Genomic DNA, 25,790 nt, shown 5'->3' with positions numbered 1-25,790 from the left:
TACTTTTAATTTTTAACTCTTCACTCTGCACTTTTAATTCTTAACTCATTAATACCGGTACAGGTCCGATTTGTAAGGGCCTTCGGTGGTGACACCGATGTATTCCGCCTGCTCCTGATCCAGTTTTTCCAGTTTTGCGCCTACGTGATCGAGGTGCAAAGCCGCTACTTTCTCATCGAGGTGTTTCGGCAGGATGTAGACCTTGTTTTCGTATTTATCCGAATTGGCCCACAGTTCAAGCTGCGCCAGCGTCTGGTTCGAGAACGAGCACGACATCACGAACGACGGGTGACCCATGGCAACGCCCAGATTCACCAGACGGCCTTCAGCCAGAACAATGATTTCTTTGCCATCGATTTCGTACAGATCGACCTGCGGTTTGATCTGGCTCTTCGAATGACCGTAGTTGGTATTCAACCACGCCATATCGATTTCGTTGTCGAAGTGGCCGATGTTACAAACCACCGCCTTGTCGCGCATCGTCTTGAAGTGGCGGTCTTTCACAATGTTGATGTTACCCGTTGCGGTTACGAAGATGTTGGCGCGGGTCGCAGCCTCATCCATCGTGACCACTTCATAACCGTCCATCGCGGCTTGCAGTGCACAGATCGGGTCGATTTCTGTCACCAGCACGCGGCAACCCGCACCCCGGAGTGATTCGGCAGAACCTTTTCCTACGTCACCATAACCGGCGACAACCGCTACTTTACCGGCCAGCATCAAATCGGTTCCCCGACGGATGGCATCGACCAGCGACTCGCGGCAGCCGTATTTGTTATCGAATTTCGATTTGGTAACCGAGTCATTCACGTTGATGGCGGGCAAATGCAGCGTCCCGTTTTTCATCCGCTCATACAACCGGTGAACGCCCGTCGTCGTTTCTTCCGACAAGCCTTTGATGTTGGTAATCAGTTCCGGATAGAGGTCGAAAACCATGTTGGTCAGGTCACCACCATCGTCCAGAATCATGTTCAGCGGTTTCCGTTCTTCGCCAAAGAACAACGTCTGCTCGATACACCAGTTAAATTCTTCTTCGTTCATACCCTTCCACGCATACACCGAAATACCGGCGGCCGCAATGGCGGCTGCGGCATGGTCCTGCGTCGAGAAGATATTACACGATGACCAGGTCACTTCGGCACCCAGTTCAACCAGTGTTTCGATCAGAACGGCGGTCTGAATCGTCATGTGCAGACAACCGGCAATGTAGGCACCAGCGAGGGGTTTCGACGGTCCGAACTCTTTGCGGAGGGACATCAAACCCGGCATTTCGGCTTCGGCCAACCGGATTTCCTTGCGGCCCCATTCGGCCAGTGCGATGTCTTTAACTTTGTACGGAACGTACGTGGATGTTTCTGTAGACATAAAAAGGGAGTAATTAATGCTTGATGATTTTTAAGAAAAAAGAAGTAAGACAAGAGAATAGAGACAAAGTGTCAATCGGTGAAGTCTGTCTTTATTCTCTTGTCTCACTTCTATCGTCTCTATTTATTTTAACGTAGCAACCGCGTCTTTAATGCGTTGCACGGCTTCGGTCAGGGCTTCGTCGGAAGCGGCCGTTGAAATCCGCAGACCATAAGGAGCACCAAAGCCTGAACCGGCCACGGTTGCCACATAAGCCGTATTGAGCAACCAGGCGGCAAAATCGTCCGAATCGTTGATGGTCGTTGTCCCGTCCGATTTGCCGTAATAATAGCTGATGTCGGGGAACGCGTAGAAAGCGCCTTCCGGCACGTTCACTTTAAAACCGGGAATTTCTTTCAGCAGTTTTACCACCAGGTCCCGGCGACGTTCGTAGGCTTTCGACATTTCACGCGTCGGTTCCATCGGGCCGTTCAGGGCGGCCAGTGTAGCCCGCTGCGAAATCGAACCGGTTCCGGAGGTGACCTGTCCCTGCAATTTTTCCACCCCGTCGGCGATCCATTTGGCGGCACCGATGTAACCAATCCGCCAGCCTGTCATCGCAAAACCTTTCGCTACGCCGTTAACGGTAACAACGCGGTCTTTGATTTCGGGAATGGAACCGATGCTGAAATGGCCTTTATCCGTAAAATTGATGTGTTCGTAGATTTCGTCGGCCAGCACAATCACGTTTTCGTGCCGGGCCACCACCTCGGCAATGGCGCGCAGTTCGTCCTCGCTATACACCGAACCGGTCGGGTTGTTGGGCGATGCGTACATCACGATTTTGGTGCGATCCGTAATGGCCGCTTCCAGTTGATCCGCCGTTACTTTGAAGTCATTATCAAAAGCTCCTTCGAGGATAATCGACTTTCCTTCAGCGAGTTTCACCATTTCGGAATAGCTTACCCAGTAGGGAGCCAGAATGATCACCTCGTCGCCGGGGTTCACCAGCACCTGAATCACGTTCGCCAGCGAGTGTTTGGCACCCGTCGAAACCACGATATTTTCCGGTTTCCAGTCAATGTTATTTTCCCGTTTAAACTTATCTGCAATGGCTTTCCGCAGATCGGCATAACCCGCTACGGGCGAATAACCGTGGTAGCCTTCGTCGATGGCTTGCTTGGCGGCTTCGCAAATGTGTTTCGGCGTCTTGAAATCAGGTTCTCCAACGCTGAGACTGATTACTTTGTGGCCCTGAGCGGCCAGTTCGCGGGCTTTTTTGGTCATCGCCAATGTTGACGATTCTTCCAGCGCGATGATGCGGTCTGCCAATAAACTGACAGTTTCTACCGATGCAGACATGAGATATGAGGTGATTGATTCAATAAACGGGCCTATTCAACCTGACTTTGCGTCCCGGACTGCGTATCCCGGGCACAAAATTACTAACTATCTAACGATAAGTGCGTAAAATTTGAATTTTTATAGTTATCGGGCTGAAAAATGGAACCCCTGCGTTTCCGGTTTTTATCCAATTATCCGAAAATCATCCGCGTCGCGGTTGGCCGGAAACCGCTCGCGATAGGCACTCAATTCGTCCAGGGAAAGGGTGGTTTGGAACACCGTTTCGGTCTGGTTTTGCCGGAAAAGCACCTCACCTTTCGGGTCGATCAGGCTCGAATCGCCCGCGTAGATGTGGCCGTTTCCGTCTTCGCCCACGCGGTTGACACCGGCCACATAGGCCAGATTTTCGATGGCGCGGGCTTGCAGCAGGGCGTTCCAGGCGGTGCTGCGGGCGGCAGGCCAGTTGGCCACATACAGTAAGAGGTCATACGCTAAACCGGCATTCCGGCTCCAGACCGGGAACCGGAGGTCATAGCAAATCAGCGGGCAGATGTTCCAGCCGCGCCAGGATTTCACCAGCCGCTTTGTGCCACCGGCGTAGATAAGCTCCTCCCCCGCCATCCGGAACAAATGCCTTTTGTCATAGACATCGAACGAACCGTCGGGCTCCATCCAGATCAGGCGGTTGTAGAATTGCCCCTGTTCCTGCACAATGTAGCTTCCGGTCACCACGGCGTCGGTCTGGGCCGCCATCTGTTTCAACCAGCGGAATGTCGTCAGGTTCATCGGTTCGGCCAGGGCTTTGGCGTTCATCGAAAAACCGGTTGTAAACATTTCCGGCAACACAATGAGGTCGGTTTTTTCGGGCAGCGCGAAGATTTTCTCTTCGAGCATCGCCCGATTGGCCGTCGGATTTTCCCAGTGGAGGCTGGTTTGCAGCAGGGTCAGGTGGAGCATTCCTGTTTATTTCGGAAACTTCATTTTATAATCCGCTTTCACGTTGCCGCGCGTAATGTCGGCCAGTTTTTTCTTCATCAACTGGCGTTTCAACGGCGGCAGGTAATCGGTAAACAGCTTGCCTTCGAGGTGGTCGTATTCGTGCTGGATGATGCGGGCGGCCATGCCGTCGTATTCTTCGATGTGCTCGTTCCAGTCGGTATCGAAATACTGAATTTTGACGAATTCGGGCCGAAAAACCTCGCCCCGGATTTGCGGAATGCTCAGACAGCCTTCTTCAAAGCCCCATTCGTCGCCGTCTTCTTCCAGAATCTGCGGATTAATAAAAACCTTCTTGAAACCCATCAGGCTGGGGTCCTTGTCTTCCTCTGGTTCGTCTTCGTTCAGGGCCGTTCCATCGACCACAAACATGCGGATGCTTTTGCCGACCTGCGGAGCGGCCAACCCGATGCCCGAAGCATTGTACATCGTCTCGAACAGGTCTTCACTGAATTTTTTAACATCGGTACTCCCTTTCTCGATGTTCTGCGCCCGTTTCCGCAAAACGGAATCACCGTAAGCTATTATTGGGTAAATCATCACCTTTTGGATTCCATGAAGGATTGTAAAATAATTACTGCACTCACTTTGTCGATGTTGCCTTTGACGCGCCGGTCTTTCTTACTGACGCCACTGGCAATCATGGATTGTAAGGCCATCGCCGACGTAAACCGCTCGTCGTGCCAATGCACCGGAATATCCGGAAAAGCGGCTTTGAGTCTACCAACGAAGCCTTTCACCCGGGGCGTATTGTCCGTATCCGATCCGTCCAGGCGTGTGGGCATTCCCACCACAAACGCTTCGACCGGCTCAGTGGTAACATACCGTTTCAGGTAGTCCAGCAACTGATGTGTCGGTACGGTTTCCAGGGCCGTTGCGATGATCTGCAACGGGTCGGTAACCGACAAACCGGTGCGCTTCGTTCCGTAATCAATAGCCAGTAATCGGGGCAAAGTAACTTTTGTTAAATGAATTGCAAATATACGGAAATCCGAACGGGGGTGTTTATATTGACCGCAAATCCTTCGTTGAACCGATGCCAAAGATGAATTTTTGTCCCCAATGCGGTAGTTCGCTTACGCCCGGTTTTGCCGGAGGACGTGAACGGCTCTTGTGTTCAGCCGCCTGTGGTTACATTTTCTGGAACAATCCGCTGCCGGTCGTGGGTGCCATTGTCGAATACGACAACGATACTGTTATCCTGATTCAAAACCGGGGTTGGCCGGCCGAATGGTTTGGTTTGGTAACGGGTTTTCTGGAACCGGGCGAAGAACCGGATCAGGCGGTTTTGCGGGAAATCAAGGAGGAAATCGGCCTGGATGCCGAAATTGTGGAGCGGCTGGGTGTCTACACGTTTTACCAGCGCAATGAAGTCATCATCACGTACCACGTCCGGGCGTGGGGCACAATTCAAATTGACGAAGAAGAACTTCAGGCCTATAAACTGGTTCCGATTAATGGGCTGAAACCCTGGCCATTCGGAACCGGCCCGGCGGTGAAAGACTGGTTGGCGAAACGAAATAAAGAGGCTCAATCCACAGATTAAGGTCTATTTACCCCACAGATTCGTCCCATACAGCACGGCAATCTCTTCCCGATCTTTTTTGAACTGCGTAAAGGTTTCAGGGTGATCGAGGTTAAGCTTCTCCCCGTCACAATAATATTGATGCTGATTTGTAGAGCTGGCGTAGCCATTCTGCACTTCAATTACCTTTCTGCCTTTGTAGCGATACAACACAATTCCGTTGATCAATGGGCCTCCCTGAAATAACTTAAACTGGTCATTCAGCCATTTCAAATTGTTGATCGGGTCACTGACGCCACATACCACCAACTGCCTACTGGCGTCTTTTTCTGGCTCAGCATCTTTATCACAGGCCGTCAGGAAGACAAGCAAGAACAGATAACCGGTATATTTTTTCATCAGTACATCAAGGGTTTGTTGTTTTGTGAGACCCTGAAAAGCATCCGTGAGTTGGAACCGTCAAACGCAAAGAAACAACAGTAGCACGAATCGACCCTCTCTTGCCCCTTTGGGGCACAACAGCGAAGCGTCGGTAGCCCAACGTAATGATTTTTTCCAGCGTACCTTACGGTACGCGGGCGGGGGTAAATCGTATTATTTCTACCGACGCTTCGCTGTTGTGCCCCGAAGGGGCAAAAGATTCGCTTAGTTAAAAAAACTATTCAGGCGGAACCGCTTGGCAGGGTTTTCAGCCGCTGTCAGGGTTCAGGGGCCGCATAGGTCACGATGTCAATTCCAATCCCATTCGGGTCGACGATGGCGAAATGGCGGTCGCCCCAGGGTTCGTCGCGGAGTTCGATTTCAATCGGCACATTCAACGATTGGATGTGTTCGTATTCGGCATCGACATCGTCCACTTCAATCGTCAGATAGACGCCTTCGCCGGTAAACGGTTTCTGGAAAACCGGTCGTTGCGAAGGGTGATTTGGCCGCAGAAAACTCAGTTCGGCCTGCTGATTGGGCGTGTGCAGCAACAGATAAAAATCATTTTCAAACGTGATGCCGAAGTTCAGAACGGTTTGGTAAAACGCCTTCGTTTCGGCCAGTTTGTCGGTAATTAGGCCTGCGTTCAGTTTCATAACGGTGTGGTTTTAATGGATTCCCAGATAGATTTGCGTCACATTGTTGGCCGGATTTTCGAAATCCATGTGGACATACACTTCCCGGTTGACGGCACTCAGTTGGTGTCCGCCCTGCAACAAACCACCGACCAAGGGTCCGTAGGTGGCGGCCAGATTGTCCCAACTGCCAAGGTGTTCGGCAAAACCGCCGTTGAAGGGTTCAAGACTTTTAAATTCCAGACTATCAGTCGGTTCACCCTCAGTAGACTGAACCGGCAGCGCAATATCCAGGCCGAAAACCGTGTCCGGTTTGCCGTCTGCGCCGGTGTATTGCCAGCAAATCGGCCCGGTGATTTCAAGATCGAGCCGGACGGCTTCGCGGTACAGTTGCCGGGCCACGGTCCGGACGAAGGGGGTCAGACCCGCCAGCGTGGTTCGGGTTGAAAAAGCCAGGGTGGTGAGCGGTTTCGCTTCTTTGAGTTGCATCGGAGTGGTGTTTGATCGAGGATGCAACAAAGTAAACGCCCGGTTGTGACAGCCGTATGTCAGCAGGCTTGCGGTACTTTCAGGAATTGACGCGTTCCGACAAATAATGCGCCTGCAACTCCTGCGCCAGTTCTTTCATGGTTTCGTGCAACGCATCGGGCGATTCTACCACCACCCACTGGCCGAACATCAGCAGCCAGCGACCCACTTCCCGCACACACTGGGTCATGAACTTCATCCGCACCCAACGCCCGCTTTCTTCCTCTTCCGAAACGTAGCCGTAGTGATACTTCATTTCCTGAATATGCCGCACCACCTTTTTGTCAAACCGCACCACTACCTCCTCCAGATGCTGCGTTTGCTGGATTTTTTCGAGGTACGCCGTCAGCGTAAGCCGGTTTTGGCTCGAATAGGTATGGCCCGTATGGTTCAGTTGCCGGATTCGGTCGACCCGAAAATCGCGGTAATCCTGCCGAAGACGGCAGAATGCAATGAGGTGCCAGCCCGCCCCGTAGTGGTACAAGCCCACAGGTTCTACCTCCCGGTCCGTCGTTTCGTCCTTATAAGCCGACCGATAATCCAGTTGCAAAACCTGCTGCTGCCCGATGGCCCGCTGAATATCAACCAGCAGGGCATCCGAAAACGGGGGCGTCGTGGGGCGTTTGGCCACCTGAACGCGCGGTTCCAGGTCTTCCAGGTGTTCCTGATCCTTGCGTTTCAGCACCGATTTGATTTTGTACAAAGCCGATTCAAACTCCGCCCGAATCGATTCGTCCGCAAATTTTTCAATCACTTTCGCCCCGAATAGCAGCGCGCTGGCTTCTTCGCGGGTGAGCATCACCGGCGGCAGGTGGTAATCCTCCAGAAAATAGCCAATTCCGGCTTCGGCACCAATCGGAACGCCTGCTTCCTCCAGCGAGCGGATGTCCCGGTAAATCGTCCGCAAACTGGTGCCGAAGCGTTTGGCCAGTTCCTGCGCTTTGACGACGCGTTTGGTCTGGAGGTGGATCAAAATGGCGGTCAGGCGGTCGATTCGGTTCATCTCAGGGGTCGGATTTTCTGCAAAGGTAACCAGCCTGCGGTTTCAGGGGCCATCCGATCGGATTGTTTCCGGTAAACATTTTTTTGAAAACCGCGTGGGGGTAGGACGCGGGATGGCGGTCATAGGAGCAGATTCGGGATAAGAGAACCTGGTTTTGTCAACTTCATATTGCACAACAGTAAACACACATAAAAAGGAACGATTGCCATGAAAAAATTACTCGTACTAGCCACTTCCCTGTTTTATTTTGCCGCACCGGCCTATTCGCAGGAGCCGGATTCCCTCCAAACGGAATTAAAAGAAGCCCGGAAGGGCCGTTATCCAATCCGCCCCGCCCAGATCGGTTTTGTGCCACCCCTGAGCACCAATGGACTCGACAACGCCCTGTTCAGCAACCGGTTTTCATTGAATTTGCTCGGCGGTTATGCTGCGGCTCTGGACGGCGTCGAATTCAGCGGTTTGTTCAGCCTGGAGAAAGATTATGCCAAGGGAGCGCAGTTTTCGGGCATCCTGAACGGAGTCAGGCATGAAGTCGATGGCGCGCAATTTGCCGGAATCGTCAACGCCGTGGGCGGCCCACTCTACGGAGCCCAGTTCGGTGGAATTGTCAACGTCGTCGGAAAAAGCGTGAAAGGGGCGCAGTTTGCCGGGATTGCCAACCTCTCCGGGGCGCAACTGACCGGCGCGCAAGTGGGCGGCATTGCCAACGTGACGAAGGGGGCCGTTAAAGGCGCGCAGATTGCCGGGATTGCCAATCTGGCTGAATCGGTCGAAGGCTTGCAGATCGCGGGCATTGCCAACGTGGCGAAACGCGTGAAAGGCACCCAGATCGGGCTGATCAACGTGGCCGAAAACGTCGACGGCGCGCAGATCGGTTTGCTGAATCTTTCCAAAAACGGCTACCACCGCTTCGAAATCTGGGCGGGCGACGCCCTGCACGCCAACATTGGCTTCAAAATGGGCGGAAACCGCAAGTTTTACAACATCTTCGCCCTCGGAGCGGCCTGGCCCGAAAACGACAACGTTCGTTGGAACACCCTCCGTTGGGGCTACGGCTACGGGATTGGCACCAACCAGTTTATCGGCAAACGCAACCAGATCAGCATCGAAGCCCTGACCTACCAGATTCAGGAAGAAGGCAACCACTGGGAAGATCTCAATTTGCTGAATCAGGCCCGGGTAAGTTTCATTTTACCGATTCATAACCGCATTGCCGTCACCGTTACGCCCACCTTCAATGTGCAGGTAACGAAATTTGAAACCGGCGAAGGAACCGGAACAGAATGGGTCAAATGGGAAGTATACGACAAGACGTTCAGCCGCCGGTGGTCGGACGAAGAAGTTCGGGTTCGGATGTGGCCGGGGCTCAATGTCGGGATTCAATTTTAACGCACACTGTTGTAGCAAACCACCCACCAGTAGGGATCAATCGAATCGGTTGGAAGCCAGGTTGCTTTCAACCGATTTTAATACAGGCCAGTCGGCACAGCAGGGTTCATCTGTCCCTTAATTCAATGCATCCAAGTCATTCATGGTCAACACCCGGGCGCCAGTCCGTTGCTGGGCGTCATTCCCTCCGTACACCAGTATCGACGTAGTTTGAGGAGCCAGTTTTTGGAAGTAGTCCAGGCCTTTAAAAAAGTCCGGCTGAATGGTTCGCCCTGATTTAATTTCAACCGCCGTCAGGCTTTTGCCCCGGTCAATGAGTAGATCAATTTCGTGATTCGATTGATCCGACCAGAAATAAAACGGCGGTCGCTGACCCCGGTTCAGCCAGTTTTTGGTCAGTTCGTTGATGATTAAATTTTCAAAAAGGGCACCGCGGGCAAAATGAACCCCCAGATCATCGACCGACCTGATGCCCAACAAATAGGCAGCCAATCCCGTATCGTAGAAATAAACCTTCGGTGTTTTCACAATACGCTTGCTGAAATTTTGATAATAAGGTGGCAAGCGATACGCAATAAACGAGGTTTCAAGCACCGTCAGCCACGCATTGACAGTTTTGTTATCAATGCCCAACTCCACCGCCAAACTCTGCTGGTTGAACAACTGCCCGATGCGTCCTGCCAGCAACTGAATGAATTTCTGAAATAGATTTAAATTCAGAATATTCTTGACCTGCCGCACGTCGCGCTCTACGTACGTTTGCAGGTAGTTATCGTAGAAGCCATCGGCGTCGATATCCTGTACGAGTTTTCGCGGATAGGACCCACTGACGACATAAGTGTCCCATGATGCGGGCTGATACATCGTACTCCGAAGTTCCTGCCACGACAAAGGCAGGAGGTTGAATACCGCCACCCGCCCCGCCAGAGATTGGGTGATCTGCTCCATCAACAGGAAATTTTGTGATCCGGTCAGAATGTATTCGCCCGTGCGTTGCCGCTCGTCGGTTGCCACTTGCAGATAAGAAAACAGGTCCGGCACATATTGTACTTCATCCAGAATCACCCCGTTTTGATAGGTTTCCAGAAACCCTTTCGGGTCTTGCCGGGCAAATTCCCGTTCGGCCAAACTTTCCAGACTCACATACCGATAATCGGGTTTTAGAAACTTTGCCATTGTGGTTTTCCCCGATTGGCGCGGCCCGGTAATGGTGATAATTGGATATTTCCGAAGCATTTCGGAAGCCCGATGGGTGAGTTGACGATCTATCATGGTATTTTTCTGACAATTTAGGAATTAAATTCCTAAATTGTCAGAAAAATACCATGAAATACAACTTTGTGGGGATAGAGTAGAATATTTGAAGAAACTTCATCAATTTTACAACATCGTGAACGGTGACGTTCAGCACTTTGTAGTATTCTCAACGACCGTATTCTGTTTAAACCGGACCTGCCATCCGGCTCAGCCAATGGATAACAAGTTTATTGAAAAAGCGTCTGGTGCCATCGCCGATAAATACCGGTTGCAAATTTTGCTGGCCCTTTCCGAAAAAGGAAGTTTGAACAATTCGGATATTCAGGAAATGACCGGACTGTCGCAACCGTGCGTTTCACACCACGTTAAAACGCTCATCGACAGCGGTTTGGTCAACTCCCACAAAGAAGGCCGCAACCAGAACCTGAGTTTAAATAAAGAGGGATTGAAAGACTTGTCGGGCTTTCTGACGAAGCTGACTTAAAAAATTTTCTCTAATACATTCAAACTTTTAAATGTATGGATGCGTTATCCCCCCGAACCAAGACATCCCTTGCTATGCGTAATTTACTTTTTTCCCCCATTCAACTCGGTATGCTGACCCTCACCAACCGAATCGCCATGGCTCCGATGACCCGCAGCCGGGCTTATAACAACATCCCCAACGAACTGATTGCCAAGTATTATGGCCAGCGGGCTTCAGCGGGTCTAATCATTTCCGAAGGCGTCTCTCCTTCCCCCAACGGTTTGGGTTACGCCCGGATTCCAGGTATTTTCAGTGCCGAACAAGTAGCGGGCTGGAAACTGACGACGCAGGCTGTTCACGAAAAAGGCGGGCATATTTTTGTGCAATTGATGCATACCGGCCGCATTGGCCACCCTCTTAATTTGCCAGCCGGAGCCGAGGTGGTTGCGCCGTCGGCGATTGCAGCCGACGGCCCGATGTGGACGGATCAGGGTGGTATGCAGACCAACGCCCAGCCCCGCGCGTTGACGACTGACGAGGTGAAGCAGACGATTCAGGAATTTGTTCAGGCGGCTAAAAACGCCGTGGAAGCCGGTTTCGACGGTATCGAGTTACACGGTGCCAATGGCTATCTGATCGAGCAGTTTTTAAATCCGAACAGCAACCAGCGCACCGATGAATACGGCGGCAGCGTCGAAAACCGCGCCCGTTTTGCCCTGGAAATTGCCGAACAATCGGCACAGGCCATCGGCAAAGATCGCGTTGGCATCCGGTTTTCGCCCTACAACGTATACAACGATATGTCGGTTTATCCGGAAATTGACGAAACGTACACTTACCTGGCCGAAAAACTGAACGATCTGGGCATCGTTTACCTCCACGTTATCAATACCGCAGCCCCGGAAGGAGCCGAAACCACCGTCCCGCTGCTCAAAACCATCCGGGAAAAATTCAGCAATACGCTGATTCTGAACAGCAAATACACCGCTGAACGCGCCGAAGAAGACTTGCAAAACGGCGTGGGCGACCTGGTTGCGTTTGGGTATCCGTTCATTGCGAACCCGGATCTGGTCGAACGGCTGAGCACCGGCGCTGAACTGGCCCAGGCCGACCCCGCAACGTTTTATGCTGGTGGCGAAAAAGGGTTTATCGATTATCCCGCGCTGGTTGAAGCGCAGGTGTGATCTAGAATAGAGAGGGTAGACAAGAGACGTGAGACTCTTTACTCTCTTGTCTACCCTCTCTTGTCTATTTTTTCACCTGCTGATCAGCGAAGTTCAGAAATTGTTCCCAGTCATATCGCTTGACGTCATGCTCGCCCGTGCGGATGTGGTAGCGAACCGTTTCCCCGACGGGGGTGTGAACGGGAGGCCAATCGTCGGTACCAATGCCTTTTTTACCGTATAGTTTGTAAACCGGATCGGTTTGGCGAGCGCTCATGAATTCACCTTTCGGATCGGCCCACTGGTCGCCCTGCGCACTCGCAACGTAAAGTGGGCGGGGCGCGATCAAGGCCAGGAGTTGGTGCTGATCGAATGGCAGGGCTTCGGGCCGGTTGTTATAAGTCCGGTATTGCGGACAAAACCAGTGCGGAAAACTCGTGTTAAGCCGCAGAATGGTTTCTCCAAAAACGCGCTTCGATAAAGCCGCTCCGCCTTCGCCGGATTCGTTGGCAATAACGGCCGCAAACCGTGTATCCTGCGCACCCGCCCACAAAGCGGCTTTTCCCTGGCGCGAATGCCCCAGCGCAATCGCCCGTCTGGCATCCACCAGTCCGTCGGTTTCCAGGTAATCGAGCATCCGGCTCATGCCCCACGCCCAGACCCCAATCGCCTGCCAGCCGTCGCTTTTCGGCTCCGTCGGTGGCCCCAATACGGAACGAATACCGGTTTTCCAGCCCTCCGGATGATCGGGTTCCAGATCGCCGTAATAGGCCGTTGCCACGCTATACCCCTTTGAAATGATGAGTTCCAGGGGCCAACGGGAAAGTTGTACACCCCGCGCGGCTTCCGTCGCCCGGTTGTTGACAACTTTTCCGTCGGGCCGGTTGGGTAACCAGCGCGTGGAGAGGGCAATACCGGGTTCGGTGCTGATGCTGTGGTTTCCCATGTAATTGAACCCGACAAAAACCGGCGGGCGTTTCACACTTTTGGGGATATACAGCAGAATATCCAGCGACGGCAGATTGGGATATTCCGTCCAGATGATAGAAATCTGTTTGCGAATCGCCGTTCCGCCGAGCGCGGAGGAGTCCACCGATTTTACCTCATACCGGGTTGCCAGCCGTCGTTCGGGCGTTACGCCGTAGACCTGCGTGGCAAATTGTTTCAACAAGACCGGTCGTTGCTGGCTTTCCCACTGGCGAATGGTCGTGATGCGCTTCCCGGTCGGTGTGACGAGGGGATCGGGCAAGGTGTAAGGCGGTATTTTGGTTTCGTCGTAGTTGGGTTCAGGTGCCTGCGCATACAGAGTGACCTGAAGGAATAGAAGTCCTGAAAGCAGGAGGAATCTGACAAACAAAGTCTGCATCGTGTTCGATACCGTTGAAACCGGTCATTTCCTAAAGGCTTTTCCGTCTCTGTTTTACTTTGCTGATCATGACCAACTGCGGGCACTTTCCCGCTCGTTATTTACCCCAATCTACTTGTTGCCGACTCCGGCTAGCTGACCAAACACCGGCGATCTACCTTTGTTGCACCAACATAGCCAAACAACAAAGAACTAATGAACCTCACCAAAATCAGCGCTTTGGCGCTCTGTAGTCTCCTGATTAGTTTGTCATCGTGCGAAAACCAGCAGCTTGAACCTTCGGCACCCCGCCAGTCGAACACGGGCCAGCCAGTTGAATCCAACGCCTTGGGAATGGATGACATCATCGTGTCGGTAGCGAAAAAACACACCCTTGTAAAACAAGGCAACGCTACCTTGTCGTATGATGCAAACGGAAAGCTGGTGAAAGTTACTGAAGGCAACCGTACGACCACCTATGCCTACAGCCCTGGGAAGGTTACGACGCTAACGCTGGTAGGCGGTACGAAAACGCAGGATGGCACCTATTTTCTGGATGCGAACGGCCGCTGCACGCACTCTGAAGTGCCGGATTATTCTGTCGTGGATGGCATCCCACACATTACCATGAACTCGTTTAAGTACGATTACGACGCCAAGGGCCGATTGATCAACCGCTACCATTCCATTTACCCCAACATGCGGGTGGAATTTGCCTACAACGCCGACGGCGATCTGGTTGAAGTAAAGCGGTTTAATAACCCCAATGATGTAATTCAGAAAAACATTTATGAATACCAGTTTGCAGGCTCAGCCATCCTGAACGATAATAACCGTCTCAATGCGGTCGGTGTGTTCAATCTAGATCCGTACCTGCGCATTTTCGGCAAAACCAGCAAACACCTGATGCAGCGGCTAAAAACGATTCAAACCGTGTATGGTGGCACAACGACCGATTACCGATTCGCTTACACCCTCAATGCCGACGGGTATGTAACGATCAGCAAAAAATACAACGTATCGAACGGGGCCCTGCTCCAGATTTCGCCCTACGAATACGTGGTGTCAGACCTGACCGTATCGCTATAATTCAATCACCGCCCAAAGCCATTACTAACCCATCCTCTTGAACGAAAAAACCTCCCGGACCGGGAGGTTTTTCATTTTAATACCGAACGGTATCCACTTTCATGGCGCCACCCCGCCGAAGCGAATCGGTGCGGAGTTGCTTCGGATTCGGATCGCCCGTTGGCCGCCGGTCCTCAATTTGTCCCCGGCGCATCCGGTCGCCCTGCCGAAGCCGGTTTGTGTCTTTTTTGATCGTATCCTGCGTGGCGGTTTGCCCGGCAATAGGATCCCAGAGACGGACCATCCCCGTAGTTTGGGCAGAAACCCCAAAAAGGGAGACGCCGATCAGACTGGCAATCAGTAGCTTTTTCATGGTTGTAAGGAAAAAAAGCAGACACCGAGTGATGACTGCTTTTCTTGGATTACCTAACTGATTCTCTACTATTTATTTTGTAGCGTATCACGCTTCATCGTCGAATCATTCCGGTTTCTATTTCTCCGGTTTTTGCGGTCGTTCGAATTGTTGGTCGTCCCCTTGGTGTTCAATTCTGAGTTCGTCGGGCTGGTCGTCGTCGAAGGATTGGTCGTCGTTGAACCCTGAACCGGATCGGTCTGGGTAGACGTTGGATCGGTCGTACGACGCTCGCGGTTCATCTGACCCTGTTGGTTCATTTGTCCCTGCTGGCCTTGTTGCGTTTGCGGAAATGTAGTGGTTCCGGTCGTTGGTGGCTGCGTTTGCATTTGCGGATTAGCCGTTGAACCGGTAGGCGATTGCGACCCTAAAGTCGTCTGGCCCTGCGGATACGTTGTCGTATTCGTATTTCCCGTTGTACCCGTCGACTGGCCGTTCATCCCCTGGGTTTGCGGATTGGTCGTCTGCGTTTGCGGGTTTACGGTCGTACCGGTCGTCGTGCCGGTGCCTGTCGACCCGGTCGTGTTCTGCGCTTTGGCGTTGAGGGCAACCGCCATGAACATAGCCCCCATCATCACTAGCTTTTTCATCGTTGAGTTTTGTTTTATGATGGTTGTTTGAACCAAATCAATTATAAAACAAACTCTGATCATACTAAAGTTGTTCGGAAAAATTTCAAATTCCTGAGCCAACGGGACGACGGTTCGTTCATGTTTAAGGCTGCCAGTGTAGTCCGACTACCAGACCATAGCTATAGGGACGGACGCTGAAACACCGCGAATTATCGCTGATGGCGTTGAGGTTATAGACGATTCCGGGTTCAACCTGCAACCGCAATTTCTCCGTCAATTGGCGCTCAATTCCGTAGGAAGCCTGCAAAAAGGGCTGCCAGCGTTGGCTGGAGCGGCCACTGACCAGATAACCCAGACTCCCTCCGATCGCCATCGAATGCCGCAGCCCCGTCATCTGACCCGGATTCAATTGCCACCGGCCTTCTGCACTCAGCGCAACATACTGCCAGGTGGTTTTCACCCGATGTTCCACCGATTTATACAAGGGCGTTAATTTGATGGTTTGCTGATCGACCCACTCCACTTTGGTCGAATCTGAGCGGAGTGCCCGGGCGGAGTAGGTCATTTCCTGCTGCAATTTCTGATAAACCGCCCCAACCCGTAAACTGAGCCTCCGGCTCAGCGGCCATTCGGCCCCGGCCTGCACCCGCAAACCCGTTCGGGCGGACAAGGAGGTGGACGGGCGAATTTTTTCCATTACGATCTCATCCTGCCGCACCGGCGTTACCTCCCGGAACGTGTACAGGGGCATGACACTGGCAAAAAAGGAAGGACGGGCGGCCATTTTACCCGGTTCGATGTCGGGAGCCTGCTGCCGGGCCGGTGGATGAACGGCGGGTAAGGTGGCAACGGGAAACACAAGCCGGGTCGCTTTTCCGGTTACAAATGCGTAGCGCAGAGCCGATTCGGTTTCCGTCTCCATGCTCGTTTGGGGACTGGATGAGGGGATCGTAGAGTTTACATCATAAGCTTCGTCTGGTACTTCTTTCGGTATACTGCTCAGTTGACTGACTAACTTTTCGCTCGTATTCTGTTCATTCCTTCGCAATGGCTCCAAACCTGAGCCAACCGGTTTTCGCCGTTTTTTTTCAGCCGCCCGGGCAAAAACCGATGATTCACCAATCCGCCCCCCGTCTCTGACGGAGCGGGATTCTACCGCTTTGGCTGGTCTTCCGTTTTGGGATACATGACTGACTTCCCCGGTCGTTGGATGGTTTTCAGCAAACGTCCCGGCCTGCTCCGTTTCCAGTTTCGGGTCAGCCTTCACCACCGCCGGTGCTTGCGCAACGGTGCCTGTCGACGAGGCTGTATACTCCCGGATGCCAACGGTTAGCAGGACCAGAATACCCAGAAAGGCCAGACTCAAACCGATTCGCCGACCCACATGACGCCCCGGTTTTTCGACCGATGGCGGTTTTGATCCCCTTAAAATACGTTCCAGAGCGTCTTCCGCCGGTTCAGACTCGTAGTTTTCAAGTCTTTGCCGGAAAATCCGTTCCCACTCATCTTCAGTAGCTGCCATAGCTGACAATGCCTATTTTCTTCAATTTTTGTTTTAAAACTTCTTTCGCCCGCGCCAGTTGCGACTTTGACGTTCCCTCCGAAATCCCCAGCATCCGGGCAATTTCCTGGTGGCTGTAACCATCCACTACATACAGGTTGAACACCATGCGGTAGCCATCGGCCAGGTCCTGCACCAATGTGAGCAGTTCCTCCGTTGAGATGCGGGCCAGAATATCGTTGTGTTCGGTGTTGCTGGTTTCCCAGGCTTCTTCGTAATCGGTTTCGGATTGCTCGTGGTGGTGCTTGTGATACCAGTTAATGGCCGTGTTGACCATCACCCGTTTCATCCAGTTCAGCAACCGCTCGGGTTGTTCGATGGTATGAATTTGCTGGAAGATGCGGATAAACCCTTCCTGAAACATGTCTTCTGCTTCCGGACGCGAATGGGCATAGCGACGGCAAAGACCCATCATCCGGCCTTTGTGACGTTCGTACAAAGCCGTTTGCGCCCGCGCATCGTGACGCTGGCATGCCCGCAACAATTCTATTTCAGACAAAGAGTTTCTTCAGGACGACGGTGTACGTTCGAATTACAACTTTTCCTTAAACCGACCCAATTTACCATTCCTAATTTATTGAATGGCAAGATTTACCGTCGCCGACGACTTGTTGTTTTTCACGTCTGTTAATTCATAGGTAAACTGAAAACTTCCTCTGAAATCCAGGGAAGGCCGGTACACAATAGCCCCGTTTGGCAGGACTTCTAATGCGGCACCCGATGGATTATCCGTAATGGTCATGCTTCGCAAGGGTGAACAAACGCGGTCATTTCCCAGCGCGTAAATGTAAACAACCCGCTTTTTGGGATCAGTAGGCAAAATAGCGGCCGAGATCTGCCCGTTGTCATTGCGGGCCGTCAACGCACAGTCGACGTCTGGGCCGGTGACCGAAATGCGGGCCGTGGCTTCCTGACAGTCGCCGGCATCGCAACGCCGGTATGTCAATTCATCCTCTCCCGTGTAGCCGTTTGTCGGAAAATACAAAACCGTATTGTTCTTCAACACCCGTGCCGTACCCTTGCCGGGGGCCTTGACGATCGTAACCGGCAGATCATACCGGGATTTACAAAGCTGATCGTTGGCCAGAACCGGAATGCGCAACGAATCGGTAATGAACCATTGTTTCCAGTAGACCTGCTCATCTTTCAGCAGAATTTTACAATCTTTATACGGATCGCCGACGCTAATCCGAACCGGACATAAAAACGTGCGGTTTTTTTGCGGAAAAACCGCCTTCACTTTGTAAAAGAAAAAATCAAAGCCGTTGAAACCGACCGTGGGCGTGTACCGAATTTCCCCATTTTCGACGGTTACTTTGCCGTGCTCCGGTTGCTGCTGCACGGCCAGACTGGACAGATCGACCGTAGCATCGCAAAACCGGTCATTTTTCAAAACATCTACCGTAATGGGCTGGCTTTCGGCCGTCCGGTACCCATCCGGAATCGGGCCGGCATTACACGGAATTCGGCTGCTGTCGGCCGCCATGCTGATCCGGAACGACCGGGCAAGCCGGGTTTCTTTGCCTGTGCTGACCGAAAACTGGTCTTCACCCACCACAAAGGTGGAATAAGGCGTATAAACCAGCAAACCGCTGCCGCTGAATCGGGCATTACCGAGTCGCGGTGTTTGGGTAATGTATAGGGTTGTGACCGAATTGAGGCCGGAAATGGACGTCAAATCAATCGCCACCTGCTGGTCGGGCAGGGTATAGTATTCAATTTCTTCCGTATCCACGCCATTCGGGCCAGGTGCAGCGTCCTGCGCGATTCGATCGCAAGCCACTGTGCCCAGCAATAACACCGTCAATACCGTACTATAAAATCTGGATGTAAACATATCACCGTCGAGACAACGCTCTGAACGATATGACAAGGCTGATACCGAAAGGGTTGCAAAAAATAGTGAAGAGTGAAGAGTTAAAAAATAAGAGTTGAAAGTGAATCCCGTCGGCCAAACAGGCCGTGGCGTATTTCAACTCTTAATTTTTAACTCTTCACTCTTCACTCCCTAAAGGTTTTGCCGCTTCAGCTCCTGCACGGCGTAGTTGGCCGCGCGGGCGGTCATGGCCATGTAGGTGAGCGACGGGTTGACACACGAAGCCGAAACCATGAACGCGCCGTCCGTGCAAAAGACGTTTTTCACGGAATGCACCTGGTTGAATTTGTTCAGCACCGATTGCTTCGGATCATTCCCCATCCGGGCGGTTCCCATTTCGTGAATGCCCAGACCCGGCCACGAACCGTTGTCGTTGATGGTCACGTTTTTCAAACCCGCCGTTTCGAGCATTTCGGCGGCATCGTTGCCCATGTCCTTGCGCATCTTCATTTCGTTTTCCTTGAACTCGGCATCGAAGCGCAGTACCGGCAGACCATACTTATCGGTTTTCGACTTGTCAATCACGACTTTGTTTTCGAAATACGGCAGACATTCGCCAAAACCGCCGAGGTTCATCGCCCAGGGTCCCGGTTTGGTCATTTCGTCTTTGAAGGCTGCTCCGAAACCTTCCGAAGCTGTACCCCGGCCCCAGTTCATGCGGGATGCACCACCCTGGTAGCCGAATCCGCGCAGGTAATCGCGTTTTGCCTGGCCGGGCAGGTTGCGGAAACGGGGCACATAAATGCCGTTCGCCCGACGACCGTAGTAGTATTTATCGCCAAACCCTTCGTAGACACCGCTGGCACCCACCCGGAAATGGTGGTCCATCACGTAGTGACCCAGCACCCCGCTTTCGTTGCCCAAACCATTTGGAAACCGGTTGGAAACCGAAGCCATCAGGATTTGCGTCGACGCCATGGACGAGGCACAGAGGAAAATAATTTTGGCGTTGAACGTCAGTTCTTCTTTCGTCAACTGATCGACCACCCGAACGCCCGTTGCTTTTTTCTTCGCTTCGTCGTAGATCACCGACGTTACGATGGAATGCGGCCGGAGCGTCAGGTTTTTGGTTTTCATGGCCGCCGGCAGCGTGGCCGACTGCGTGCTGAAATAGGCACCGAACGGACACCCCCGGCTACACAGGTTCCGGTATTGGCACTGCGCCCGGCCCAAAGCACTTTGTTGTGCCGTAGGCTTGGTGATGTGTGCCACCCGGCCGATGGTGATTGTCCGCTCCTTGAATTTTTTCTCTACCTCGCCTTTGACGTGTTTTTCAAGGCAATACATGTCCATCGGCGGCTGAAACTGCCCGTCGGGCAACTGCGGCAAGCCATCGCGTGAACCACTGACGCCGATGAATTTTTCGACGTAATCGTACCAGGGCGAAATGTCTTTGTAGCGAATCGGCCAGTCGGCACCGACGCCTTCCTTGATGTTGGCTTCAAAATCGAGATCGCCCAGGCGGTAGCTCTGACGGCCCCACATCAGCGAACGGCCGCCCGTGTGGTAGCCGCGCATCCAGTCGAACCGCTTGTCTTCCAGATACGGATTTTCTTTATCGTTGACAAACAGGTAGGCGGTAGCTTCCGAAACCGTATAGCCTGTCCGGGCCTGAACGGCCTGTTCCTCGGCGATCTCCGACGTCACCCGCCCCCGGTGCGGAAACTGCCAGGGGTCGGTCATGGCGGTTTTATACCCTTCGATGTGTTTGATGTCTTCGCCCCGTTCGAGCATCAGCACTTTCAAGCCCTTCTCTGTCAGCTCTTTCGCTGCCCATCCCCCGCTGATCCCCGACCCAACTACAATGGCGTCGTAGGTAGTGGCTTTGATACTATCTATGTTAAGGTTCATGTTTTTTAATGACGAATAAAATGGATAATGAACAATTTCCGGAACCGCTCAGGCAGTTCCAAATGACGAACGAACCGGAAATCCTTTCATTCGTCCTTGTTCATCGACACTAGGTAGCCCAGGCTTTCTGGCCGGGTTTCAGATCAACACACCCCTGGAAACGGCCCGGAACGGCAATGTAGGCCAGGGCCTGGGTGGCCCCAATTTCCGACGTAAAATACCCGTTCAGCGTCAAGGATTTCAGGGTATTGAAGAAGGGCGTATACCGTTTTTCGGCGGGCATGGAAGCCATGGCCTTGCGTTGTTCGGCGGCTTCGGCCTGCAGTTTCGTCATGATCTCCGTTCGTTGCGTGGCATCGAGCGCCACGAAATTCTTGCTGTAGGCAGCCTGACTCAGCTCATTCGTATGGGCCAGTCCGTCTAAAAACTGCTTCTGGTCTTTTTGCGGATAACAGTCTTTCAAGATAATGTCAATGATTTCATTGACTTTGGCGGCTTTCGCACCGGGGGTGCTGGTCGTGGGGATAATGACTTCAGTCATTTCAGCGACCATCGTGTCCTGGTCGGCCGTAAACAACAGAGGCTTTCCGCTCAGGGCCCGTCTGGTAGCCGACGCTTCGAGCGTATCCGCGAGTGCAGGCAGCGTCAGGGTGGTTCCCATCAAAGCCGCAACCCGCATCAAGGCATCTCTTCTGTTCATAATATATTGAGTAAAAGATTAGTGAGATTCAAAAAACTAACGGAATAATCCATGACAAATATAGGCAATCGATCGGCTATTTGTACGGCGTTAGGCAGGTTTCATCCGAAAAAGGAAGGCCAACAGGGCGTATATTCTTACCGGTTATGTCCCGATACGTCATCCCTAATTCGGGTCATGAATCTGCCAAAAAACCGGTAGAAATGAAATGGATGGGGCATTTTTCTTTTTTTCGTTCGCGACCAAAGTGCTGAGACAGGTGACAGGAGACTCAAAAAAACGTCCTTTCAGCCTCTTGTTACTCGTCTAACTTCTTTACGCCCAATCCTTAAACGACCTTTCGTCGGGTCAATTGCGCCACTTATCCATTTTTAGGGACTTCAGGCACTGGTGATACAATATCCGCTGTTTTCATCCGACTTCCCTGGTGTATGAGAAACGTAGCGCTGTCTGTCCCCATCAACCCGAAAGGATCGGATCATCATTCCGGTTCCGATTCCCGGCCACCCGACGGGGCGGCCCGGGCGGTTCAGCGCGAACGCCCCCGCCTGCTGGATTTTATCCGTCGACGGCTCCCGACGCGCGAGGATGCCGAAGATCTGTTGCAGGATGTGTTGATGGACTGGGCCGAAATCGACCGGCGAACGCAACTGCCCTCGCCCACGGAACCGCTGACGCAGCCCATTGAGCATCTGGCCGGGTGGTTGTTTGCGGTAGCCCGGCGGAAAATCATCGACTGGTACCGGAAAAAGCGGACGGTTTCGCTGGAAGAGCAATCCAGGGGCTATGCCGACGACGATGGCGAACCGCTGCTGATGGCCAGTTTGCTGCCCGCCAACGACTTGACCGCCGACGAGATGCTGATGCGGGAAGCGATGATGGAAGCGGTCATGGAAGCGGTTTCGGAGCTCCCCGCCGAACAACGTGAGGTATTTATCCGGCACGAGATCGACGGACAGAGTTTTCGGGACATGGCCGACGAGATCGGTATTCCGATCAACACGCTCCTGTCGCGCAAACGCTACGCGATTCTGTACCTGCGGGAGCGCCTGCGGGGCTTATACGAAGAATGGATCACAAACTAAACACAACGACAATGGAACCTCTGTTGATTTTAAAAGGACTCGGCTTTTTAGCCCTCGGAATTGCCCTCTTCATGCTGGTCACGCTGGTGGTCATGCGGCTGTGGAACTGGCTGGTGCCCTCGGTTTTTAACGGCCCGAAAATCCGGTTCGTCCAGGCGCTGGGCCTGCTGTTTCTGACGAGGCTGCTGGTGGGCGGTTTTGGCTTCGGCGGTGGACACGGTGGACACTGGCGCGGGCATTCCGGTTTCGACCGCCACCCTGCCACTGTTTGCCAACCGTATGAGCATCACTCAAAAACCGGGAAATCGCTCCAACAATAATGCGGTTGAAACAAACCTTCAACCACAAACCATTACAACCATTTATTACCATGAAACTATTTTGGATTAAACGCGTAGTCGGCGGCCTGTTATTCGCTGTCATTTTTGTAACGGCGGCCGGCTGGGCCGTATCAAGTCTCTGGAACTGGCTGGTGCCGGTGCTGTTCGCCGGCCCGACGATCACCTTCGTTCAGGCGCTGGGCCTGCTCCTGCTGAGCCGGATTCTGGTCGGTTTTCGCGGGGGTTGGGGTGGCCGACGGTGGGGCGGTGGCGGCTGGGGCGGAGGGCCCTATGGTCACCCGAGACACGCTTACTGGCGCGAGAAAATGTCGAACCGGTGGCAAAACATGACGCCCGAAGAACGTCAGCAGTTCAAGCAGCAAATGAAGGAACAATGGAAAGGCGGCTGCGGCCCGCGCGGATTCGGACGACAACACTGGGGGCCGCAACCGCAGGAAACGGAATCCGGCCATCCGGCGGAGCCTACGGCGACGAAGAGTTAATTTTTCGTGATACAGGGGAAATGAAGCACTCGTTCAGGATTTCATTTCTCTTCAAGGAACAGAGAATGATGAATATCAAATGAAAAATGATGAATGTTAAATGTAAAAGTACTGAATTGGAAGCTACTTTTACATTTAGCATTCATCATTTTTCATTTGATATTCGTTTTAGGCAATCCTAAAGAGCTTCGAAATCGTTTCTACACCGAATCCTCTTTCTCTTTTAATTTTTTCTTCACATAATCAGCCGGATATTGCAGGGCGATTTCGCGGATTTTGTAACTGAATTCCGTAAACGTTTCCTCCCAAAGCCGGGCCTCTTCCGGCGTGTAGTCATAAAAACCGTGTGCATTGGCAACGCCCCGCCCCCCGCTTTTTACGATGTCGTCGATCAGTTTCGGTACTTCCGTGCTGTTGTTGAGGGTGGGCAACAGGTCTTTCATGACGGTATGGTAGGCCGGAACACCCGTCAGGTCCATCCAGCGGAAAACCCCTACCAGTGTCATGAAATAGCCCGCATTGTTCCGGCAGGAACGGTCCACATCCTCCACCGTCGCGTAGCCGTTTTCGACCAGGCTGATGGCTTCCCGGTACATGGCATACATCAGGCGATTGGTGATAAAACCGGCAATATCCTTTCGAACCAGGATGGGTTCCTTGCCCCAGAAGTGGGCCAGTTCATAGAGGTATTCACCCTGGGAAACCGCACTGTCGTCTCCGCAAATAATTTCCAGAAACCGGGTTGTGTGCGCCGGTTCGGCCCAATGCAATCCGAAAAACCGCTCCGGGTGCCGGGTTAGTTTCTGAAGCACACTGATCGGAATGGCCGAGGTGTTGCTCGCCAGCAGCGCATCGGAAGCGATCACCCGTTCCACTTTCTGATACACTGATTCCTTAATCCCCCGGTCTTCGATGGTACATTCAATGACCAGCCTGGCGGGCCGGAGTTCTTCGTAGTCCTCCGTCAGAATCAGGTTTTCCAGGTACGATTCAGGCTGATTCGTAATCAGTCCTTTCTGATACGACCGTTCGAGGTGTTCTTTGATCCGGGGCAGGGCGGTGACCATGTCAATGGGAATCGGTGCGACCGCAACGACGGGATGACCGGCAATCAGTAAACAGGTGGTAATGCTGCATCCCATCAGCCCAAGGCCAACGATGCCGACCGGGATTTCTTGCGGAATTGGGGTCATTAGCTAAAATCTAGTGGTTCAACCGAATACCGGAACGCAAAAGCGCGGCACAAACGGCCTAAAGGTATTCCGGTTTCAGTCAACAGACTACTTTTTTCCTTCTTAATTCTGGTACGAAATTTAACCCCCACACCCGGAAGCCGGGGCTTTACAGAATGACAACCTGGCCGGTCCGTACGGACTCATCGCAGGCAAAGGCGATCCGAAGGCTGTTGACGGCATCCTGCATGTGGTCGGTCAGGTCGATATCTTCCCGGATGGCTTTCAGAAAATACCGCTGCTCCCGGTTACAAAGCTCCTGATGGTCGGGTTCGTCCTCCAGATTAATCCACTCATCCGGTTTTGCAAACCGCTCGCTGGCGTCCAGTTCCGAATGGTGAAACCGGATGGATTCCGTTTTGGTATGGGCTTCGATGGACGATGATTTGCCTGCCCCCCCGGCTTCTTTGGCCACAATGGAAACACTGCCCTTCGGCCCAAAAACATCTTTGACGAAAAACGCCGTTTCGCTGACCATCGGCCCCCAACCCGCTTCGTACCAGCCCACTGACCCGTCTGCAAACCGGATCTGGAGCTGGCCGTAATTGTAGTTATCGACCGGTATTTCGTCCGTCAGCCGGGCACCGATGGCGTAGACCTGAACCGGTTTGGAACGCGTCATCTGGCACATCACATCGATGTAATGCACTCCGCAGTCGACGATCGGGCTCAGGCTTTTCATCAGGTTGCGGTGCAGGGTCCACATGCTGGTTTCGCTTTGCTGGTTCAGGTTCATCCGCATCACCAGCGGTTTTCCCAGTTCATGCGACAGTCCAACGAATTTCTCCCACGACGGGTGATGGCGTAAAATGTAGCCGACTACCAGTTTCTTGCCCGCTTTCACGGCGGCTTCCACCACCCGCTCGGCCCCGGCAACGGAGTCGGCCACCGGTTTTTCGATAAAAACGTGGCACCCGGCCTCGAACGACTTGACAGCAAATGCCTCGTGGGTGTCCGGGTAGGTCGAGATACACACGGCATCCGGTTTGGTCTGCTCCAGCGCTTCTTCAAAATCACTGAAAAGGGCAAAACCGCCCCCCAGTTTTTCATTTAAGATTTCCTTGCTTTTTCCAGTGGAGACAATGCCACAGATTTCGAAGCCCTCCAGCCGGTGATAGGCCTGGGCGTGGGATGACCCCATGTTTCCGCATCCCACCACCAGGACACGCAAAGGGGTTGACTGATCAGACAT

At 52.8% G+C, this 25,790-nt stretch carries 28 protein-coding genes; 8 read left to right on the top strand and 20 right to left on the bottom strand.

Annotation, left to right across the window (positions count from 1 at the left end; all coding sequences use genetic code 11):
• Positions 1-48: 48 nt before the first annotated feature.
• The 5 genes from ahcY to ruvX all read right to left on the bottom strand — a co-directional run bounded on the left by ahcY (position 49) and on the right by ruvX (position 4,637).
• Positions 49-1,365, bottom strand: a complete 1,317-nt coding sequence (gene ahcY / locus FH871_RS08700) for an adenosylhomocysteinase (RefSeq protein WP_138991064.1) — start codon at positions 1,363-1,365, stop codon at positions 49-51.
• A 123-nt stretch (positions 1,366-1,488) separates the two neighbouring features.
• Positions 1,489-2,706 (bottom strand): pyridoxal phosphate-dependent aminotransferase, encoded by a 1,218-nt coding sequence (locus FH871_RS08695; protein WP_138991063.1) that lies wholly within the window; start codon positions 2,704-2,706, stop codon positions 1,489-1,491.
• A gap of 165 nt (positions 2,707-2,871) precedes the next feature.
• Positions 2,872-3,645: an amidohydrolase gene (locus tag FH871_RS08690; protein ID WP_138991062.1), complete on the bottom strand. Its 774-nt coding sequence runs from the start codon at positions 3,643-3,645 to the stop codon at positions 2,872-2,874.
• Between the two features lie 6 nt (positions 3,646-3,651).
• Positions 3,652-4,224 carry a peptide deformylase gene (def, locus tag FH871_RS08685; RefSeq protein ID WP_138991061.1) on the bottom strand — a complete coding sequence of 191 codons (573 nt, stop codon included), beginning with the start codon at positions 4,222-4,224 and terminating at the stop codon, positions 3,652-3,654.
• Positions 4,224-4,637 carry a Holliday junction resolvase RuvX gene (ruvX, locus tag FH871_RS08680; protein ID WP_114408747.1) on the bottom strand — a complete coding sequence of 138 codons (414 nt, stop codon included), beginning with the start codon at positions 4,635-4,637 and terminating at the stop codon, positions 4,224-4,226. Before ruvX ends, def begins: the two co-directional genes overlap by 1 nt.
• Before the next feature lie 92 nt (positions 4,638-4,729).
• Between ruvX and FH871_RS08675 the strand changes: the two genes are divergently transcribed.
• Entirely contained in the window at positions 4,730-5,230 is a 501-nt protein-coding gene (locus FH871_RS08675) for an NUDIX domain-containing protein (RefSeq protein WP_229317143.1), read from the top strand.
• A gap of 3 nt (positions 5,231-5,233) precedes the next feature.
• Here the strand turns inward: FH871_RS08675 and FH871_RS08670 are convergent, their stop codons facing one another.
• The 4 genes from FH871_RS08670 to FH871_RS08655 all read right to left on the bottom strand — a co-directional run bounded on the left by FH871_RS08670 (position 5,234) and on the right by FH871_RS08655 (position 7,798).
• Entirely contained in the window at positions 5,234-5,608 is a 375-nt protein-coding gene (locus FH871_RS08670; RefSeq protein ID WP_138991059.1) for a hypothetical protein, read from the bottom strand.
• Positions 5,609-5,907: 299 nt separating this feature from the next.
• Positions 5,908-6,288 carry a VOC family protein gene (locus FH871_RS08665; RefSeq protein WP_138991058.1) on the bottom strand — a complete coding sequence of 127 codons (381 nt, stop codon included), beginning with the start codon at positions 6,286-6,288 and terminating at the stop codon, positions 5,908-5,910.
• A 12-nt stretch (positions 6,289-6,300) separates the two neighbouring features.
• Positions 6,301-6,756: a GyrI-like domain-containing protein gene (locus tag FH871_RS08660; RefSeq protein WP_138991057.1), complete on the bottom strand. Its 456-nt coding sequence runs from the start codon at positions 6,754-6,756 to the stop codon at positions 6,301-6,303.
• 79 nt (positions 6,757-6,835) lie between these two features.
• Positions 6,836-7,798 (bottom strand): YafY family protein, encoded by a 963-nt coding sequence (locus FH871_RS08655; protein ID WP_138991056.1) that lies wholly within the window; start codon positions 7,796-7,798, stop codon positions 6,836-6,838.
• A 207-nt stretch (positions 7,799-8,005) separates the two neighbouring features.
• Between FH871_RS08655 and FH871_RS08650 the strand changes: the two genes are divergently transcribed.
• Positions 8,006-9,187: a hypothetical protein gene (locus FH871_RS08650; RefSeq protein WP_138991055.1), complete on the top strand. Its 1,182-nt coding sequence runs from the start codon at positions 8,006-8,008 to the stop codon at positions 9,185-9,187.
• 117 nt (positions 9,188-9,304) lie between these two features.
• On the opposite strand, the gene FH871_RS08645 is transcribed toward FH871_RS08650, so the two are convergent.
• The gene (locus FH871_RS08645; RefSeq protein WP_255516901.1) at positions 9,305-10,423 is read right to left on the bottom strand and encodes an ATP-binding protein; all 1,119 of its coding nucleotides are present in this window, start codon (positions 10,421-10,423) and stop codon (positions 9,305-9,307) included.
• A 235-nt stretch (positions 10,424-10,658) separates the two neighbouring features.
• Here FH871_RS08645 and FH871_RS08640 point away from each other — a divergent pair, with 235 nt between their 5' ends.
• Positions 10,659-10,928 carry a helix-turn-helix transcriptional regulator gene (locus tag FH871_RS08640; RefSeq protein ID WP_114408859.1) on the top strand — a complete coding sequence of 90 codons (270 nt, stop codon included), beginning with the start codon at positions 10,659-10,661 and terminating at the stop codon, positions 10,926-10,928.
• A 74-nt stretch (positions 10,929-11,002) separates the two neighbouring features.
• Complete coding sequence (locus FH871_RS08635; protein WP_138991053.1) at positions 11,003-12,094, top strand: alkene reductase; 1,092 nt, start codon at positions 11,003-11,005, stop codon at positions 12,092-12,094.
• Positions 12,095-12,158: 64 nt separating this feature from the next.
• On the opposite strand, the gene FH871_RS08630 is transcribed toward FH871_RS08635, so the two are convergent.
• Positions 12,159-13,439, bottom strand: coding sequence for a S9 family peptidase (locus tag FH871_RS08630; protein ID WP_138991052.1), 1,281 nt, complete (start codon positions 13,437-13,439; stop codon positions 12,159-12,161).
• Between the two features lie 195 nt (positions 13,440-13,634).
• On the opposite strand from FH871_RS08630, the gene FH871_RS08625 reads away from it, so the two are divergent.
• Positions 13,635-14,507: a DUF4595 domain-containing protein gene (locus FH871_RS08625; RefSeq protein WP_138991051.1), complete on the top strand. Its 873-nt coding sequence runs from the start codon at positions 13,635-13,637 to the stop codon at positions 14,505-14,507.
• A gap of 76 nt (positions 14,508-14,583) precedes the next feature.
• Here FH871_RS08625 and FH871_RS08620 read toward each other — a convergent pair whose 3' ends face one another.
• The 7 genes from FH871_RS08620 to FH871_RS08590 all read right to left on the bottom strand — a co-directional run bounded on the left by FH871_RS08620 (position 14,584) and on the right by FH871_RS08590 (position 21,458).
• Positions 14,584-14,859 carry a hypothetical protein gene (locus FH871_RS08620; protein ID WP_138991050.1) on the bottom strand — a complete coding sequence of 92 codons (276 nt, stop codon included), beginning with the start codon at positions 14,857-14,859 and terminating at the stop codon, positions 14,584-14,586.
• A 68-nt stretch (positions 14,860-14,927) separates the two neighbouring features.
• Positions 14,928-15,488 (bottom strand): hypothetical protein, encoded by a 561-nt coding sequence (locus FH871_RS08615; RefSeq protein ID WP_138991049.1) that lies wholly within the window; start codon positions 15,486-15,488, stop codon positions 14,928-14,930.
• A gap of 124 nt (positions 15,489-15,612) precedes the next feature.
• Complete coding sequence (locus FH871_RS08610) at positions 15,613-16,992, bottom strand: hypothetical protein (RefSeq protein ID WP_138991048.1); 1,380 nt, start codon at positions 16,990-16,992, stop codon at positions 15,613-15,615.
• Positions 16,979-17,530: an RNA polymerase sigma factor gene (locus FH871_RS08605; protein ID WP_138991047.1), complete on the bottom strand. Its 552-nt coding sequence runs from the start codon at positions 17,528-17,530 to the stop codon at positions 16,979-16,981. Before FH871_RS08605 ends, FH871_RS08610 begins: the two co-directional genes overlap by 14 nt.
• A 75-nt stretch (positions 17,531-17,605) precedes the next feature.
• Positions 17,606-18,814 (bottom strand): Ig-like domain-containing protein, encoded by a 1,209-nt coding sequence (locus FH871_RS08600; protein WP_138991046.1) that lies wholly within the window; start codon positions 18,812-18,814, stop codon positions 17,606-17,608.
• 225 nt (positions 18,815-19,039) lie between these two features.
• Entirely contained in the window at positions 19,040-20,758 is a 1,719-nt protein-coding gene (locus tag FH871_RS08595; RefSeq protein WP_138991045.1) for a GMC oxidoreductase, read from the bottom strand.
• Between the two features lie 109 nt (positions 20,759-20,867).
• On the bottom strand, positions 20,868-21,458 hold the full coding sequence (locus FH871_RS08590; protein ID WP_229312255.1) for a gluconate 2-dehydrogenase subunit 3 family protein: 591 nt from the start codon (positions 21,456-21,458) through the stop codon (positions 20,868-20,870).
• A gap of 431 nt (positions 21,459-21,889) precedes the next feature.
• Between FH871_RS08590 and FH871_RS08585 the strand changes: the two genes are divergently transcribed.
• From FH871_RS08585 to FH871_RS08575, 3 genes are read left to right on the top strand one after another with little or no spacing between them, the layout of a single operon-like run.
• Positions 21,890-22,543 (top strand): RNA polymerase sigma factor, encoded by a 654-nt coding sequence (locus FH871_RS08585; RefSeq protein ID WP_138991044.1) that lies wholly within the window; start codon positions 21,890-21,892, stop codon positions 22,541-22,543.
• An 11-nt stretch (positions 22,544-22,554) separates the two neighbouring features.
• Positions 22,555-22,863 (top strand): hypothetical protein, encoded by a 309-nt coding sequence (locus FH871_RS08580; protein ID WP_138991043.1) that lies wholly within the window; start codon positions 22,555-22,557, stop codon positions 22,861-22,863.
• Positions 22,864-22,913: 50 nt separating this feature from the next.
• Entirely contained in the window at positions 22,914-23,366 is a 453-nt protein-coding gene (locus FH871_RS08575; RefSeq protein ID WP_212768206.1) for a hypothetical protein, read from the top strand.
• Positions 23,367-23,566: 200 nt separating this feature from the next.
• On the opposite strand, the gene FH871_RS08570 is transcribed toward FH871_RS08575, so the two are convergent.
• Both FH871_RS08570 and FH871_RS08565 read right to left on the bottom strand, forming a co-directional pair.
• On the bottom strand, positions 23,567-24,559 hold the full coding sequence (locus FH871_RS08570) for a 3-hydroxyacyl-CoA dehydrogenase family protein (RefSeq protein ID WP_138991042.1): 993 nt from the start codon (positions 24,557-24,559) through the stop codon (positions 23,567-23,569).
• Between the two features lie 148 nt (positions 24,560-24,707).
• A complete protein-coding gene (locus FH871_RS08565) occupies positions 24,708-25,790 on the bottom strand; it encodes a Gfo/Idh/MocA family protein (RefSeq protein ID WP_138991041.1) in 1,083 nt (360 codons plus the stop codon).

Source organism: Larkinella sp. C7 (genome assembly GCF_006149005.1).
In the GTDB taxonomy this organism is placed as follows: domain Bacteria; phylum Bacteroidota; class Bacteroidia; order Cytophagales; family Spirosomataceae; genus Larkinella.
This window is presented reverse-complemented; position numbering and strand designations above follow the sequence as displayed.